Source organism: Mucilaginibacter gossypii, assembly GCF_900100945.1.
GTDB lineage: Bacteria > Bacteroidota > Bacteroidia > Sphingobacteriales > Sphingobacteriaceae > Mucilaginibacter > Mucilaginibacter gossypii.
On record NZ_FNCG01000006.1, the window covers coordinates 1 to 17,600 of the forward strand.

The following is a 17,600-nucleotide window of genomic DNA, read 5'->3' on the forward strand; positions in this document are numbered from 1 at the left end:
TAATGAGAATGCAATCAAAATACAGATATGGTGCGCTTTTATTGCCGATCTTCTAATCAAAATTGTCCAGGTACAACTCAAAAGACAATGGTCTTTCTCTAATCTGAGTTCTATTATAAGACTCCATCTGATGAGTTATATCCACCTATTTAACTTTCTGAACGATCCGGAGAAACTGTCCGTCATGTCAACAAATCACTCACGGCAACTAAAATTGGGGGGGCTTGGACATCCGCTTTAAAACCTAAATCCTTCTTTTTATATCATAATGCAGTCTTTTTATAACAATAACAAACTTTACCGGACAACAGTGACTTAATATAAGTATAACCTTCGCCGGATATTTTATCCATCCAAACACAGTGGTCTTTAGCAGTATCATCGGCGTCCGACGGATCCGCCAAGCCGCTTCCTCTCAAAGTGCCATTATTGTTTACCGCTTCATTAACCACATCCCATGATTTTACACAGGGCGAGCCATCCGGGTTCTTATAGTGCTGGTAATAATACGTTATAACATTGGTAATATGGGTTTGCATGATAGACCGGTAAGTTTGATCGGCAGTTAAACCCGCGGTGGTTGCATTACTTAGCCATGTAGGATTGCTTGAAAACCAGATAAGGTTATGCCCATGTACCCTTGGTATACCATGGCTCTTCGCAAAAAGTATAACTGCGTCATTATAAGTAAAGCTACCCCTTGCTGGTTCAACGGAAGCAAATTTCATTTCATTTTCGGCAGTTAAACTATTGTATTGATTGCCTGCCAAATTAGTATAGGCTGAATTACTAAATTTGCTGGCGTTAATGGCAGCGCCGACTAAAACTGCATCATTAGCGTTCTTAAGTAAGGGATTATTACCCGAATATGGTACATTATCCACCACAACCTTTGTTGTTTTTACATCATTTATTTTTGATAATAAAAACTCTTTTTTACAGCCGGCTACACCTAATCCGACTAAAAAAAATAACACAATCTTCTTCATTTTAATTTAAATTATTGTTTATAAATTGGTTAAGTAATTGGCTATTTACGTTTATCGAAGTATTGTACAAGGTTAAAAACCTGTTTATTCAATTCTTTAATTTGTTGCACCAGCGGGTTATAATACTCGTAATCTGAATCAACTATTCCTTTATTAGAGTCTCTGTTGGAAAGATCTGTTTTCAAATTATCAGGGTCATTGTCCTGGTAAGTAAACCAATGCCAGCCAACACAACTTTTACTCTTAATAAGTGATAAGGCAAAATTTTCATAGAAATATCCTCTGTCTTGCTGGGTTTTAACAATCCAACCAGCTCCCCCATTATTTGCCAAACCCGAATCCTGGGCTTTTACATACCACTCCGTAATTAAGAAAGGTTTGCCAGACCATTTTTCCCAGTCAGCCATTTGCGCAGAATCCGGCTCCCATTTCCTGTAGTGGTTAATAGATATGACATCCATATATTTGCCCGCTACTTTAAAGATCTCTGGATTGCTTAGTTCCTGCCTATCCTGCTGGTTAAATCTGCAGCCCAAATACATATGGTTTGGATCATACTTTTTCAGTGCCGCGGTTACCTTCTGCATATAAGTATCAAAGTAAAAACCAGAAAAAGCCAGCCGGTCAGCTTCAGTGATATCTGCTAACGAGGAAGTTTTCCCTTTTCTTTGATCTAACCACTTCCGGGCTGCGATGTATCCCGGTTCGTCCTTAGCCAGGTTCTTAAGCGAAATATCCAGAGCGTCCGTTTTCCAGGGTAATTCGTTGTCCGAATAATATCCCAGTAAGTATTTATCCTCTTTATATTTTGATAAAGGTTTAAAAGCAGCGTCACAATACGCGTCGAATTCCGGATCGAATACCATTACTAAATCAAACCTATAGCCTTGCCATCCCGCAATTTTATACTTTCCGCCGAACCTTTTAATATGGTCCGCCTTGTAGCTCCCCATTGCATTTACAATTACAGTATAAACCATGGGCGAAGGGCTATTGCGTATTAAATCAACATCAGACCAAGCTCCTGCTCCGTTAAATCCCAGATCTTTTAAAAAAGTACTTTCATGTTTGTACCAGTTATTAACAGACCCATATTTTTGTTTCAGTATTTTCTGTTGATGCTCAGATGTAAAAGGGCGAAATACGGCCACCCCCTTATTAATAAACGGATACCCATCCGGATCAATGAACCACCATCTATCATTGATCTTTTCAGTTCTGAAATACCCTGTACCCTTTTGCTTATTCATTTCCCAGCTTCCATATTTGTTTAGCGGGGGTTCAGTCTGAGATTTAAAGTCGGATAGCGCGACCAGGGTTTTTGTTTTGTAGTTTGTCCAAACGGTATCCTTATTTGATTTTTTCGCTTCGACGAATCTATAGCTTGAGCTTTTTTGGGCAAAAACAGCCCATGAAAAGGCTACAAAAAGCCCTATTAGAATTATTATTTTCATAATTTATGGGATTCTTATACTTTATTGCCATGCGGCCAGGAAACCGCTATATGCGAGTGTTTTGTTATAATTTTCATCAAAAAGTAAAGGGCACTTTATATTCCCGTTATTGCTATATCTTAACCACGTACACTTATCTGTAACTCCCCTCTGATCTTCAACTTTTAATACTTGCTCCGATGCCCGTGAGCTTTCCCTGAACAAACAAGGACTGATTTTTATTTGCGCTCTGGCAAAATGTGGAAAACCAAGTAAAACCATCTACAACCACCTTATGGGCTCTTTTTTTCATAGCGTAAGTCGATTATGGTTTATGATAATATCATATTTATAATTAATTGGCTATCTGGGTTATTTATAATTATTTCACCGTTAAATCCTGAGATAGTTGAATACTGTCGGAAGAATTTCCGATTTTAATTTTGAAAACACCGGGCTCTACAACAAAATTCATCTTGGTGTCAAAAACGGCTAAGTCATCCGGATGTATCCTAAAACTTAATGTTTTAGTTTCTGCCGGCAACAGACTTACCCGCTCAAACCCCCGTAAAACAGAATCATAAGTAGTTAGGCTACTTTGCTCATCTGTGATGTAAAGCTCCGCAACTTCATCCCCTTTTACTTTACCAGTATTGGTTACATCTACCGAAACAGTAACATCTTCTTTATTAGATATCTCCGAGGGACTTATTTTAAGGTTTGTAAAACTAAAGGTTGTGTAACTTAATCCGTACCCAAAAGGATATAAAGGTCCGTTTACACTAGTTTTGCCATAACCGTTGGGCCCCGCAGTAGGCTGGCCAGCTTGCGAACCCTTTTTAAAAGGAAAGTTAAACTCAATCTGGCCGGTTGTTTTAGGAAATGTAATTGGCAGTTTTCCGCCCGGATTGTAAGTGCCAAACAAAGTCTCGGCTATAGCTCTTCCACCTTGAGCCCCTGGAAACCATGCTTCTAAAATTGCGGGTAAATATTTATTTTCCCAATTAATAGTTAATGGTTGACCGTTTATCATTACCATTACTACAGGCTTGCCGGTGGCATATAGAGCCTGCAATAGTTGACGCTGCCTGCCAGGTAAATCTAATCCAGTTCTTGACAAGCTCTCGCCTACCCGCTTCTCATCTTCACCTACCACAGCTATCACTACATCCGAACGTTTAGCCATTTCCACAGCCTTATTAATCTCTTGCTGTTCTTGAAAAGTTAACGGAACTGGTATAAGCTCACTTTCTGGCCACGTTGAGTCTACGACATCACATCCCTTTGCGTAGTTTACCTTTACCCTATTTCCGACTTCATTGGTAATTCCGGATAAAACTGAGATCAAATGATTATTTGAAGGACCATATCTGCTTAACTCGTAATTGGTTTCAGCTGCCAATGGACCGGTAACAAGGATACTTTTCAATTTGCTTTTATCTAATGGTAGAAGTGGCTGCTTTTTATCCTTATAAGGTTGGTTCTTTAACAATACAAATGACTCCCTGTTAATTTGCATTGCAAACTCATCATCTTTTAGCGTGTGTACCTTTTTATCGGATAACTTCGTGTCATCCACATAAGGTTGATCAAACAATCCCAGTTTAAATTTTACCCTAAGTACGTCAGAAACCCTAGCATTCAATGTTTCCATCGAAACTCTGCCTGTTTTAACCAAATTTCTTAGGGGCAGAATAAAATCCTGTGGTGGTGTAAAATTGGTTCGAACGTTAAGGCCGGCCTCTACAGCTAGCCTCACTGCATCTTCGGCATCTTTTGCTACATGATGTTTTGTTTCCAGGAACTCTACCGCCTCACTATCAGAGACTACATATCCCGTAAAACCGTATTGTATTCGTAATAATTCCGTTAAAAAATACCTACTGCCAGTTATCGGCATCCCATTCCAGTCATTATAACTGCTCATTACGCCAAAAGGATGTGCTTCCTGAATTACTCGTTTAAAAGGATAGAGAAAAATTTCTTGCAATTCAATAGGCGCAATATGAGGATCTGTTCTGGCATTGCCATCCCTTCCTCCTTTGGGGACGCTGTAGGCCGCAAAATGCTTCAACGTAGATGCGACGCCATTCTCTTGTATACCCAATGTCATCTGCTTACCTAACTCGGCAACCAGAAAAGGATCTTCACCGTAGGTTTCAACTACCCTGCCCCATCTTGGGTCTCTGGATACATCCAAAATTGGAGCATAAACATTAGTATATCCCAATGCTTTAGCCTCTCTTCCAACGATATTACCTGCCGTTCTGACCATTGGCTTGTCCCAGGTGCTACCAATGTTGATAGGCGAAGGTAACGGTGTTGCACGATCATGATTTAGTCCATGAATTCCTTCATTAGTAAAATCGACTGGAATTCCTAATCTGGTTTGTTCTATAAACCATTTTTGAACCAAATTAATCGCATCGGCATGTTTACTGAAAGGGTAAGAATACTCAGACTGTGCATCGGGGTTAAAAGGTAAACTATTGAGGTGTTCATCAATATTTGCTATACCATCTTTCCAGATTTCATTTTTCCATTCCGCTGTTGGAAGCTGATCTTTTAAAACACGATGATAGCCGTAAAGTGTTGCCATTTGACAAGTTTTCTCCTCTAAAGTCATCTGCGATAGCAGATCATTTACCCGGGCCTCTATGTTTTGGGTGGGATCTTCGAAGATGTCCTCCTTTCCGTTTTTATTAAAATCTATCCACCTTTGATGATAGATATTAACAGATTTATCTTGAGAAAATAAAAAATCAACATTTAATAGCAAGCATATAATCAAGACAAAGTTTTTTAGGAAATATTTCATAGTAATTAGTTAAAAATTGGGGCTGGCGTGTTTTTTGATCGTTAGATTTGAGCAGGAAGACTGACAGGCCAAGAAATGGCAATTCTGTTTACATAAAGCGCAGTATTTATCAGCTAATTTTATTTCAATCCGTGGAACATCCCGGCCTTATTATATATAAATACCCATCAGCAAATAGATAACGATATTTGCCGATGGGTATAAAATAAATTAATAGCCCGGATTTTGCGGGAAATTTGGCGCCATAAGGTCAATTTGATCTTGTGGTATTGGCCAACGTACCTGAAAATCTTGCATCGGGAAAACCTTTTCGTTGGTGCTTGCGCTTCCAAATGTGTGGTATTTATTTACCTGACTCACCAAAACTCCCATTCTTTTTAATAAAAACCAGCGCCCTCCCTCGAACGCCAATTCCCGTGCCGATTCGTCTAGAATGGTTTGTTGGTCGATTGATGTAAAATTTGGCATGCCTGCTCTAGCGCGAATCCTGTTAATGTACATTAAAGCAGTAGGGTCCGAACCGTTGTTGGTCAGTCTCCAATGAGCTTCAGCTCCCAGCAATAGGGTTTCGGCGAGTCGATAAGCTATTACATCTTTGTAGCTTCCTGCACGGCCATCAGGCTTGGTGAAATCCTGATATTTCTTCACACTCCAGTGGTATTGCCTGTAATTATCTGAATAGGATGACTTTGGCAACTTTCTTCCGTAATAAGGATCTCCTGGTTTGTTACCGACTACAGTATCTGGGAAAAAATAAGTTGTGAAGCGCTTGTCAGGAGATAGCCCCGTGGTTTTATCCCATCCTAACAGCGTTTTAAGATAAAAATTCGGTGTTGTCCATGCAAAAGAATTGCCGCCCCAATTATTATCTTCAATCATATGGCCTCCAGGCATTTCATAGTAACGTGCAGTAAGCACAGCATTTAAAAAGTGCTGTTCTCCGCCGGCAAGATTTGAGCTTCCTCCTGTTAACTCATCAAACTGGTAGGTATAAAGAGATTCGTTATGATTGACATCCGCGCCAAACACCTTTTCCAGTGGTTGTAAAGCATAAGGGCCAGTATTAATCACTGCATCACATTGAGCGGCCATTGTTGCCCAATCACCCTGCCAGGCAGCAACTTGAGCTCTAAGGTGTCGGGCAAGCCCCTGGCTAACTTCCCCGGGTTGAGCAACATATGATAAATTGGCAATTGCAAAATCTAAATCGGAACTAATCAACGAAAGAACCTGCTGTTTTGTGGCTGGTTTATATTGAACAGGGTCAAAGGCGTTATTTACAGTCGTTGGGATGGTATCAATTAATATATTATCATACAACTCCCAAAGTTTAAAAAAAGTCATTGCTCTAATAACCCTTGCTTCACCGATAACTTTATTTTTAGCGGCTGCCGAGGAAAAACTAACTTTTTTCGCACCTTCGATAATCGCGCTCGCCCTGTCTATCAGTTGATAACCAGAATTCCATTTACCCCTTGGGAAATCTATAGCGTTCATATTTGCCTTGTAAATTTGAGCATCGTTAAAGGTCCTGGTGCAACCCAAATCGTCCGCGCAATAAATCCAAAGGTTATCCTGCTGCAAACCACTATTATAACTAACCAGTTCATATGCTCGCTGTAAATTATACAATGCCCCAAGGCCTACATTCAACCCTGCCTCATCCTTGTAGATAACATCCGAGCCAATTTTTGTAAAATTTTCTTCCGCTAGCCATTTTTTGCAGGAGGCCAAAAGGGACATTATTCCTACAATTCCTGCTATCAACATTTTATTATGATTTTTCATTTTATTATTTTATTAAGACATTTAAGAATTAAAAGATCGGCTGTTATAAACATTTTACTATTATTGCAAACCGATTTTTACTCCCAAAATAAAATTTCTTGTTGCCGGATAAGAGTACAAGTCTTGCTCTGGGCTATAAGCCTGATACTTGGTACTAGTGATTAGGTTTTGCCCTGTTGCGTAAATCTTCAGATTAGCAATTTTTAATCTTGAAAGCACTTTTTGGGGAAAGGTGTAGCCTATGGTGAGGTTTTGTAACCTCCAATATGAAGCATCTTGCAATCCAAGATTATACATTCCCGGAGGCGAAGTACCAGCATTTGGCTGTGGAAAAGTATTGGAAGGGTTCTCGGGAGTCCAATAATTCACCTTGATCCCATTTCTATTTCCTCTTAAATCCCCACCTGCGGTATAATCATATAAAAATTGATTGTTTTTTGTAATGCCTTGTACGGTATAAATATCCATTGAAAAATCAAATCCTTTGTAGGCCACGCTTAAGTTAAATGAGCCTGTCCAATCGGGATATTTAGATGTTATATAATTATCATCAGCATTTATTTTTCCATCACCATTTTTATCTTCCAATTTCACGGTTCCAGGTACAGGTGTTTTCTGGGTGAACGGATCAACAATAGGCTTTCCACTTGCGTCTAAAGCTACAGGAGCTTGCACACCATTAATTTCCCACTTTCCTGTTGCCTTATCAAAGGTCGAGCCGGGGTACACTTCAGTACCCTGCCACACGCCAAGATATTTCGCTTGTCTGTAAATCTCGATTGGCTGACCAATGAACCAATTATTTGCAACATCATCATCCTGTACACCATCGCCGTTAAGGTCTCCATATAGCTTCTTGATTTTATTCCTATTTTTGGAAAACAACACCCCCATCCTCACGGTAAGATCCTGGGTTTGTACAGGCACACCGTCCAATTGAATTTCTATGCCGCGATTTTGAATTTCGCCAATATTATAAGGTTGTGTAGTGTATCCGATTGAGGAATTCAACTGCCTATTTACCAATAAATCAGTTGTTTTGGTATTATAATACTCCACTGTACCGGAAATACGATCTTTGAATAAAGCAAAATCCAATGCAGTGTTTAAGGTTGTCGATGTTTCCCATTTCAGTTTAGGGTTGGACAGTGAACTTCCGGGTGTATAACCTGAAACTCTGTTGTTGCCAAATAAATAATCTCTTTGATCTGCGAGGCTCAAGCTTCCATAAGGAGGAATTCCTTCATTACCCACACTTCCATAGCTCGCGCGAAATTTAAGGTTTGTGATCTGTTTTACATCCGTCAGAAACTTTTCTTTATAGATATTCCAGCCTAAAGCAACAGCTGGGAAATAGCCCCATTTATTGTCGGCACCGAAAACAGATGATCCGTCAGCACGGGCACTTAGCGTTACATAATATTTTGACGAATAATCATATTGAACCCTACCAACACCCGAAACCAACCTGCGCCTGTTACCTCCGATTGTTGGCACATTAATTAAAGCTGACTGTAATCCGTAAATGCCAAGTATGTCATTCGGAATTTTAGATGCTGAGTTTCTGAAATATGTGTAATCCTGCTGAGTTGCACTGGATACAAAAGTAAACCCCAGGTTATGCTTTTTTATTTGAGTATTATACGTTATTATATCTTCCAGCAACCATTCTCTGTTATCCTGAAAGTAGATGCTTCCGTTAGCAGATCCATTGGCAACGCCGCTTTCGGAAAGTGCCGTATTGTAGTCCAATTGTTTATAATTCCAGGACCTGCGGCTAGCGTTAATTCTGTTATTGAATCCCTTGAACGGTTTTATATCTAAATAAATATTAATAATATCGTTGCGGTTACGGGTATCATCCTTTGTTTGCTGTAAATTTAATAAAGGGTTGAAACTTTCCTGATTACCTCCCGGCCTTACATTATAGCTTCCATCTGCATTATAGATATTACCTAACGGGGATGCTGTTATTACTTCACGGAGAATTGTGGATACTCCCGGATCATTTGATTTAGAGGTTTGGAATGAGGTATTAATTCCAACTTTTAACCAACTCTTTAAATCCTGGTCTAAATTTATTCTGATAGCTCCCTTTTGAATATTAGTTGTTGGCACTATGCCTTGCATATCCTGAAAATTCGCTCCAACATATAGTTTGGTTTTTTCGGTACCAGATGAAAAACTTAGGTTGTGATTCTGAATTGTTGAAGGTTTCAAAACTTCTTTTGACCAATCTATAGACCGATTTTCGGCGATAGCCTGTAATTCGTCTGCGCTGAAAATAAGATTGTCTGGTCTGATAATGTTATTATTAACCGCTCTATCGGCTTCTCTTTTTAACTGTGCAAACTCCGGGCCTGTATATACATCAAAGTTTCTGTGCACGGTTTGTGTTCCATAATAGCCTCCATAATCGATTGCCAGTTTACCTAGTTTCCCTCTTTTTGTAGTAATGAGAATAACACCATTAGATGCTCTTGCCCCATAAATAGCCTGTGCGGCCGCATCTTTTAAAATCTCGATTGATGAAATATCATTGGGGTTAAGATCGTTGATAGAACCGATAGGGACACCATCTGCAATTACAATCGGGCTATCTCCCCCAGCTAAAGACCCCCTTCCCCTTATTGAAATATTAGAAGAGCCCCCCGGACCCGCGTCGTTTGTTGTTACCTGTACACCTGCCGCCTTTCCTCTTAGCATCTCCCCCACATCCAAAGTAACATTTCGAGTTGCGCTTTCAGGCTTGATAGAAGCAACAGAACTGATGATATCACTTTTCTTTTGCGTACCATAACCTATCACAACTACTTCGTTAAGATTACTGGAACCTGCTTTGAGCACTACATGCAGATCTCTTTCTTCCCCAACTTTAACCTGCTGTTCCAAAAAACCGACATACCGAAATACCAGGACGGCATCATTATCAGGTATCTTCATTGAAAATCTCCCGTCAGTGCCGGTTACAGCACCTTGTTTGGTGCCCTTTAACAGAACGCTAACTCCAGGCAGCGTTAATTTTTGTTCGTCCGTTACAATACCCTTTATCACTATTTGCTGGGCTTGAGCCTTTAAACATAGCAATAATAAAATAGCAATTGCACTATGCCTGAGGTAGCCTCGGCTAAGCACATAAAAAGCATTTCTCTCTTTGTAAAAAGTTTTCATTCTAATTGGTTTGGTTAATAATTTGGTAATTGGTTGCGTTACTATTAGAGATAATAACTGCTACAAATATGATTGAGGAGTGCAGAATCGACGGTATTTTAGCGTACTGAAATGAGGGTTCAAATGTACTTTACAGGCAGAAACAACTATTACAGGAGTCTATTCAAACTATATATTAAATTGCCAAGGTTGCTTTTGAATGTGTGGAATGTTTGAATAAACTACTTTTTGACCCGATACTGCGGCCATTTTGTTGCTGTGAGAAAGCATCAATCGAGATGAATTAAAGATCCCATTACACGTCAGATATGATATGCGTGCATTTAGAATATCAGATAGTTAATTACTGGAGCTATGATTTGCATTGGCGGACAGAACGCAAAGCCAAAGACACTCCTTTGCATTTATTACCCCGTTGTTGCAAGCTACGAAATAAGCCCTGTTAGAGGGATCAAACTTTTTTCTGATGGAAGTTTTGAATATATTCTGAGGGCGAATACTCAAATTGCTTTTTAAATTCCTTACTAAAATGCTTTCTGTCATTGAACCCGACCATGTATGCCACTTCAGCAATAGAATAGGTATTTTGCTTAAATAGCGCGGCAGCCTTTTTTAATCTGATTTGTTTAATTAAATCTGCCACAGAATAACTGGTTAAGGCCTGTACCTTCTTGTACAATACTGTACGGCTCATCCCAATTTCGTTAACCAAGTCGTTTACTTCAAAAGTAGGGTCTTCTATCTTGCATTCTATAATGCTCATTAACTTGTTGAGAAACTTTTCTTCGGGAGAGGCTATATTACTGGGCGAAGGCATTAAAACAAACTGTTGTCCAAATTTTTCACGCATCACCTCTTGAGCATGCAATAAGTTCTTGATATTTAATTCAAGGATTTGAAAGCTAAATGGCTTAGAAACATATGCATCTGCCCCTGTTGAAAGACCATCAATTTGATGATCAAGTGAGGCTTTGGCTGTTAGTAAGATAAAAGGTATGTGACTGGTGTTTTCGTTTGACTTAACGCCCTTACAAAAATCCAACCCATTCATTCCTGGCATCATAATATCGCTGATTATTAAATCCGGAATTTCATGTTTCATTGACGACAAAGCATCCTCGGCATTTGAAAACTGCAAGATGGAATATTTCCCATGCAGCAAATCAACGATTAATTGTCTCACTTCATCATTATCTTCGACAATCAAAAGTGTATACTTTTTTGACGACCTGGAAAATAAAGGTGCGGCGTCATCATTAACAATAACTTTATCAGAATTCATAACGGCGGTATCCATTATATAGGCAGCCTTACTCGGATCAAGAATCTGCTGGCTATTCAGATGTTTACTTCCAATTGGAAGTGAGATAATAAAACTGGTGACATTTTCTGGAAAACTTTCACTGCTTATTTCAATTTTACCGCGGTGCAATTCAACAATACTTTTTGACAGCGCTAATCCAATACCACTTCCTATATCCTGCCTTCCCCGATCATCTACCTGAAAAAAGCTTTCGAATAATTTAGGCTGCATATCTTTGGGTATACCTTTTCCATTGTCAGTTATTCCAATTTCAATCCAATTGTCTTCTATGAAACTCTTGCCGACCGTTAGGGTGATTTTTCCCTGCTCCGGTGTAAATTTAAAAGCATTTGAAAGTAAATTATAAATAGCCTTCTCAAGCTGATTTGAATCAAAATATATAAATAATGGTGCTTCTGAAGCGACAAAATAATACTCTATTTGCCGGTCATCCGCTAAGGCCTGAAAAGATTCAAAAATACTCTTGCAGAAAGCTGTGATATCCTGGTTCGTACAATATATGTTCAAGCGCCCCTCTTCTGCTTTGCGAAAATCTAATAATTCAGTAACCAGTTTCATTAACCTGCCCGCATTGCTTTTAATTAAAGTCAAGGGTTTAACAAATTCCTTACTGCTATTTTCCTTTAGTATTTTATCTAAAGGGCCTAAGATCAGGGTTAATGGAGTGCGAATTTCATGAGATATATTGGTGAAGAAATTTAATTTCATTTGGTATAATTCTTCTTGCCGAATATTGTAAACGTGCTCCAGGTATAAATCCCTCTTTAATCTGGCCCTGTTTCTTAAAAAACGGACTACTATGATTGAAACTATACTAATGCAAAAAGCATAAATTAAATACGCCCACCAAGTTGCCCAAAATGGGGGTTTAACTATTATTTTTAAGGACCGGATGCCGTTTCCCCAAACCTTGTCATTATTTGAAGCTTTTACTTTAAATATGTAACTTCCGGGGGGGAGATTCGCGAAGTTGACTGTTCTTTGTGCCCCAATCTGTTGCCAATCTGTATCATTGGCCAAGCCTTCCAACTTGTAGGCATATTGATTATTTTCGGCATTGATAAAATTTAATGCAGAATAAGTAAAGCTCAAATTCGCCTGATCATAAGGCACAACAATTCTTTTCGCCTCTACAATTGAACTACTAAGCGGCGAGTCTTTTTGTCCAATTTCTACTGCCTTGTTATTAACCAAAACCCTGGTTAGGGCAACCTCAGGCTGTAAAGTGTTTTTTATAATTTCTTCAGGATAAAATACAGACAAACCATTCATACCACCAAATAAAAGCTCCCCGGTATGAAGTTTAATTGCTGCATTGTTTGAAAACTGATTGCTAATTAAGCCATCGTTTGCTGAGTATCCCGATATTTCTAAATTATGTTTTGAAAAAGGAACATCAAACAACTTAAAATCTATTTTGTATAAGCCTAAATCTGTACTAACCCATAAATTGTGCAAATCGTCTTCCACAATGGCATGAATAACATCGTCCCCTAATCCCAAATCCTTACTAATAACGTAAAACCTGCCGGTTGCCCGGTCAAAATAATTTAGACCTCCGCCTTCTGTACCGATCCATAGCCTATGTTTGGAATCGATAAAAAGAGCAGTAACATTACTATTGTCAATTTGAAATTTATTGTGTCTTCTTCGCTGGTAAATCTTTGTAATGGCGTTGGCTTTGGTGTCAAAACAATTCAATCCATTTTGTGTCCCCACCCACAAATTGCCATCAAAATCTTTAACTAAAGCCGAAACAAAATTATCGCTCAGGTTCAGACCTCCCATATTGTTTAACGCCTGTTTTCGTAAATAAACCGGAGATCGTCCATTTGGCAATACATACCTTAATCCACCGCCATTTGTTCCAATCCAAGCACCTTCTCCATCTGGCAAAATTGCACTGATAAGTTTTTCGCTCAATTTCCCATCGCTTACAGGGAATTCGAAATACCTGAACTTCTTCCTTTCCTTATTAAACAAGCTTAACCCATCTAACGATCCAATCCACAAATTTCCTTTACCGTCATCGGCCAATGATTTTATTCCGTTACTCGCCATTAATTGATTATCTGGCTTTATCGAGAAATATTCACATTTATGGTTATTGAAATCAAGATGGTTTAAACCGCCCCCAAATGTACCCACCCACCAAGACCCATCTTTGTCCTCAGTTACAGCATTCACCAAAACATGGTTCAACCCTATTTCATTACCAATACGTTCCACGATATTTTTGAAGTTCGCATTCCCTTTATAATAGAAGTTGATCCCCCCTCCGAAAGTACCAACCCAAACACAACCTGCCCTATCTTTCATAAAGCTCCAAATTGCGTTATCATTTAAACTGTTTGGATTTAAGGGGTCGTGCTTATAATTGGTAAACTTCTGTGTGGCTGTATTTAAAATACAAATTCCAGTACGGGTAGCAAACCACAACGACTGTGCATCAAATAATAAAATATCCCGTACCCAATTGGAAGATATTGAATTAGGATTGCCCGTTATTGACAGGTACCTTAATAAGGTATTTTGCTTTTTTTGATATGTGAAGGCCCCGGCCGTTTCCGTACCAAACCATAAATTACCTTCTTGATCTTGCCTGGTGACTAAGACTTTTAGATCTTTTACTTCTTTAAATGCTTCGGGGATTGTAAGCATTTGATAGGTTTTAGGATCAAACCTACGTAAACCAAGTTTGGTACCAGCCCACAATGAATTATCCCGGTCTGTAAACAAAGAAAATATTGCTTTTTTACCCAAAACTTCGTTAGATTCGGTAGTGAAAACCTCCTCCAATTTCCGCGTTTTTCGATTAAGCTTTCTAATTCCGGCAAAAGTACCCACCCATATATTGCCGAGGTTATCTTCCGCTAACGAGGAAATATAATTTCGTCCTCCTTTAATTTCTAAAATATCAATTGGCGTAAAGGTTTCAGTATATTTATTATATAAGCAAATTCCATTCGCAGTACCTATCCATAGGTTTTTTTCATGATCCTGGAAAATAATATTCACCCTGTTATTACAAAGGCTACTGGGATTTTTCTCGTCATAGACAAAAGTCTTAAACTCGTATCCGTCGTATCGTGTTAAACCTTTTAAATTCCCAAACCAAATAAATCCCTTATCATCTTGCAAAAAATTTGAAATAGGGCTTTGCACCAATCCTTCCTTATAAAAGATGTGCTTGAAATTGAGTGTTTGAGCACCAACCAGATTAGCAGTAAAAAATAAAATTATGAAGTAGTAATACTTACTTAAATTCATAAAGGGCTTTATAATTGGTTATTTGAACTATTCGAAGGGAACGGTGCCGCAAGATATAAACATTCGATTAATTTAAAGTTATTTTACAATGCTGGATTTTAAACAATAAAGCGCTATCACTATCGCAAGCGCCTGAATTTATGGTGGATATAATTATTTCGGCAGCTAAATATTCCAAGTCATTTCCGTTAAAATTAGAGCTAAACACGAGCAACTACTTCCGTTATTATTAAAAGGGATATTTTAACCCCACACTTGGGATGTTTATACCCCTATCAATTGCATGTAACTTATCATGTTTGCCAAGCTGATCTTTAAAATCAACCTCCAAACCTAATTTTAACACCCTGCATGAGTTTTCATCAGCATTAAATGCTGATGAAGCGATACATTCTAAATATTTATGTACAGAAAGTCCCTATTTAAAAACATTTGGAGAACAACTTCGCCGTTTTGCAGCGGTCAGAATCGCTACTCTTTTATAAAAGCGTTAAAATACGCTTCATTTTTGATTGCAGCAGTTTCAACCTTTTCTGTATCATATAGGCAAATCAATGTACAAACACCGAAAAAAATTCAAGAATCGGCTAAAAGATCCGCCTTGGTTTATAAAAACAAAAACATCCCCATTAATCAGCGGATTGAGGATTTACTGCGAAGAATGACAATCGAAGAAAAAATTCTTCAGATGACGCAGTGGACCTATGGTAAAAATGCCAATGCAAATAATATCGAAGCAAGTAAAAAAGCGGTTCGTCCCGAAATCGGTTCTTTGATTTATCGTAGTGTTAATCCGGTTTATCGTAATGAGATTATGCGAAAGGCCATGGAGCAATCCCGTTTAGGGATCCCTATTTTGATGGGTTTTGATGTTATTCACGGCTTCAGAACGATATATCCAATCCCTTTGGCCCAGGCATGCTCTTGGAACCCCAACCTGGTGGCAAAAGCTGCCGCCGTAGCAGCCAAGGAATCAAAGCTTTCGGGAGTTGACTGGACATTTTCACCAATGATTGATGTAGCGCGCGATCCGAGATGGGGAAGAGTCGCGGAAGGATATGGTGAAGACCCTTATACCAATGCCGTTTTTGGCGTTGCCTCGGTAAAAGGATACCAGGGTAAAAATCTTTCCGATACCTTTTCTATTGCGGCGTGCCTGAAGCACTATATTGGCTATAGCCTATCCGAAGGAGGACGCGATTACCATTATGCCGATGTGTCGGCGCAAACTTTGTGGGATACGTTTATGCCACCTTACGAAGCTGGTGTAAAAGCAGGCGCTGCTACCCTCATGAGTGCATTCAATGATATCAGCGGCGTGCCTGCTTCGGCAAATCATTTTACTCTTACTGATATTTTGAAGCAGCGTTGGAAACATGATGGCTTTGTAGTTTCAGACTGGGGCTCAATTGAAAATTTAATTCCACAAGGTTTTGCAAAAGACAGGAAAGATGCTGCTTTAAAATCATTCACAGCAGGTGTTGAAATGGATATGGTTGACAATATATACGCTGACAACTTGCCACTGCTTTTAAAGGAGCATAGGATTTCGATGAAGCAGGTTGACGACGCGGTCCGTAGGATTTTAAGATTAAAGTTTAAACTAGGCCTATTTGACAAACCTTATGTAGAAGAGCTTCCAGAAAAAGACAGGTACTATCAACCTGAAAGTATGGCCATTGCAAGAAAACTTGCAGAAGAATCGATGGTGTTACTTAAAAATGATGGTCAAACACTTCCTATTGCTCATAATATTAAACAAATTGCTCTCATAGGTCCGATGGTAAAAGACAGTATTAATATCATGGGATCCTGGGAAGGGCAAGGCATGCCTTCGTCTGTAGAAACAATATTTGACGGATTTAAGAAAGAATTTCAAGGAAAAACCACACTGAATTTTGCTAAAGGCTGTGACTTTGACGGGGATGATGAAAGTGGATTTAATGAAGCTTCTATCGCAGCAAAAAAATCGGATATCATCGTATTATGTTTAGGCGAAATGGAAAAATGGAGCGGCGAAAATGCGACCCGCTCTACCCTTGCTCTGCCTGTTATCCAGCAACACCTCTTCAGTATATTAAAGCAATCAGGAAAACCTATTATTTTGATAATCTCCAATGGCCGCCCCATCGAGTTGGGGTCGTTGAATCGTTTATCTGGTGCTATTTTAGAAATCTGGCAACCTGGAATTGCTGGCGGAAGTGCAGTAGCAGGAATTATCTCAGGACGGTTAAATCCTTCCGGTAAATTAGCCATCACATTCCCTTTAACAACCGGGCAAATACCTACCTACTATAATATGAGGCAGTCTGCCCGTCCAAAATTAGGTGGTTACCAGGATATATCTTCAGAGCCAAACTATTGGTTTGGGCACGGATTAAGTTATACAACTTTTTCTTACAGTAAGATCACCCTTTCGGATAGTATCATAAGTAAAAACAAAAATCTAATCGCAAGAGTAGAGATCACCAATACAGGGTTGCGCGATGGTAAGGAAACAGCTATGTGGTTTATTTCGGATCCCGTGGCTTCTGTAACCCGACCTGTTAAAGAACTTAAATTTTTTGAAAAAAAGAACCTAAAAGCAGGAGAAAAACAGACTTTCCAATTTGAAATTGATCCAATAAGGGACTTAAGTTTCCCAGACGCCAATGGTGTTCGACATTTGGAAAGCGGTGAATTTTATATAATGCTAAATGAACAAAAAGTAAAGTTTGAATTGGTTGATTAGCCATGTTTTATCAAATAAATGTTAAACCTATGATGCCGAGCCAATTAAAAACAGACTTCAGTTGCAATTAAATAAA

The 17,600-nt window shown here is 38.9% G+C and carries 7 protein-coding genes; 1 reads left to right on the forward strand and 6 read right to left on the reverse strand.

All coding sequences use genetic code 11. The features are described from left to right. Positions 1 to 263: 263 nt before the first annotated feature. The 6 genes from BLS28_RS13175 to BLS28_RS13200 all read right to left on the reverse strand — a co-directional run bounded on the left by BLS28_RS13175 (position 264) and on the right by BLS28_RS13200 (position 14,793). Entirely contained in the window at positions 264 to 989 is a 726-nt protein-coding gene (locus tag BLS28_RS13175; RefSeq protein WP_091167677.1) for an endo-1,4-beta-xylanase, read from the reverse strand. A 41-nt stretch (positions 990 to 1,030) separates the two neighbouring features. Further along, positions 1,031 to 2,443 (reverse strand): hypothetical protein, encoded by a 1,413-nt coding sequence (locus tag BLS28_RS13180; protein ID WP_091167679.1) that lies wholly within the window; start codon positions 2,441 to 2,443, stop codon positions 1,031 to 1,033. A gap of 361 nt (positions 2,444 to 2,804) precedes the next feature. Beyond that, positions 2,805 to 5,240: a glycoside hydrolase family 3 N-terminal domain-containing protein gene (locus BLS28_RS13185; protein ID WP_091167680.1), complete on the reverse strand. Its 2,436-nt coding sequence runs from the start codon at positions 5,238 to 5,240 to the stop codon at positions 2,805 to 2,807. 210 nt (positions 5,241 to 5,450) lie between these two features. Next, positions 5,451 to 7,028, reverse strand: coding sequence for a RagB/SusD family nutrient uptake outer membrane protein (locus BLS28_RS13190; RefSeq protein WP_091167681.1), 1,578 nt, complete (start codon positions 7,026 to 7,028; stop codon positions 5,451 to 5,453). Between the two features lie 60 nt (positions 7,029 to 7,088). After that, the gene (locus tag BLS28_RS13195) at positions 7,089 to 10,199 is read right to left on the reverse strand and encodes a SusC/RagA family TonB-linked outer membrane protein (protein WP_091167682.1); all 3,111 of its coding nucleotides are present in this window, start codon (positions 10,197 to 10,199) and stop codon (positions 7,089 to 7,091) included. Between the two features lie 451 nt (positions 10,200 to 10,650). After that, entirely contained in the window at positions 10,651 to 14,793 is a 4,143-nt protein-coding gene (locus tag BLS28_RS13200; RefSeq protein WP_091167684.1) for a hybrid sensor histidine kinase/response regulator transcription factor, read from the reverse strand. Between the two features lie 403 nt (positions 14,794 to 15,196). Between BLS28_RS13200 and BLS28_RS13205 the strand changes: the two genes are divergently transcribed. Further along, the gene (locus BLS28_RS13205) at positions 15,197 to 17,524 is read left to right on the forward strand and encodes a glycoside hydrolase family 3 N-terminal domain-containing protein (protein WP_218134409.1); all 2,328 of its coding nucleotides are present in this window, start codon (positions 15,197 to 15,199) and stop codon (positions 17,522 to 17,524) included. Positions 17,525 to 17,600 lie beyond the last annotated feature (76 nt).

Excerpts from the sequence above, each read along its gene's own strand:
- BLS28_RS13175 (WP_091167677.1), bottom strand. The coding sequence starts at position 989 with ATGAAGAAGATTGTGTTATTTTTTTTAGTCGGATTAGGTGTAGCCGGC.
- BLS28_RS13180 (WP_091167679.1), bottom strand. The coding sequence starts at position 2,443 with ATGAAAATAATAATTCTAATAGGGCTTTTTGTAGCCTTTTCATGGGCT.
- BLS28_RS13185 (WP_091167680.1), bottom strand. The coding sequence starts at position 5,240 with ATGAAATATTTCCTAAAAAACTTTGTCTTGATTATATGCTTGCTATTA.
- BLS28_RS13190 (WP_091167681.1), bottom strand. The coding sequence starts at position 7,028 with ATGAAAAATCATAATAAAATGTTGATAGCAGGAATTGTAGGAATAATG.
- BLS28_RS13195 (WP_091167682.1), bottom strand. The coding sequence starts at position 10,199 with ATGAAAACTTTTTACAAAGAGAGAAATGCTTTTTATGTGCTTAGCCGA.
- BLS28_RS13200 (WP_091167684.1), bottom strand. The coding sequence starts at position 14,793 with ATGAATTTAAGTAAGTATTACTACTTCATAATTTTATTTTTTACTGCT.
- BLS28_RS13205 (WP_218134409.1), top strand. The coding sequence starts at position 15,197 with ATGTACAGAAAGTCCCTATTTAAAAACATTTGGAGAACAACTTCGCCG.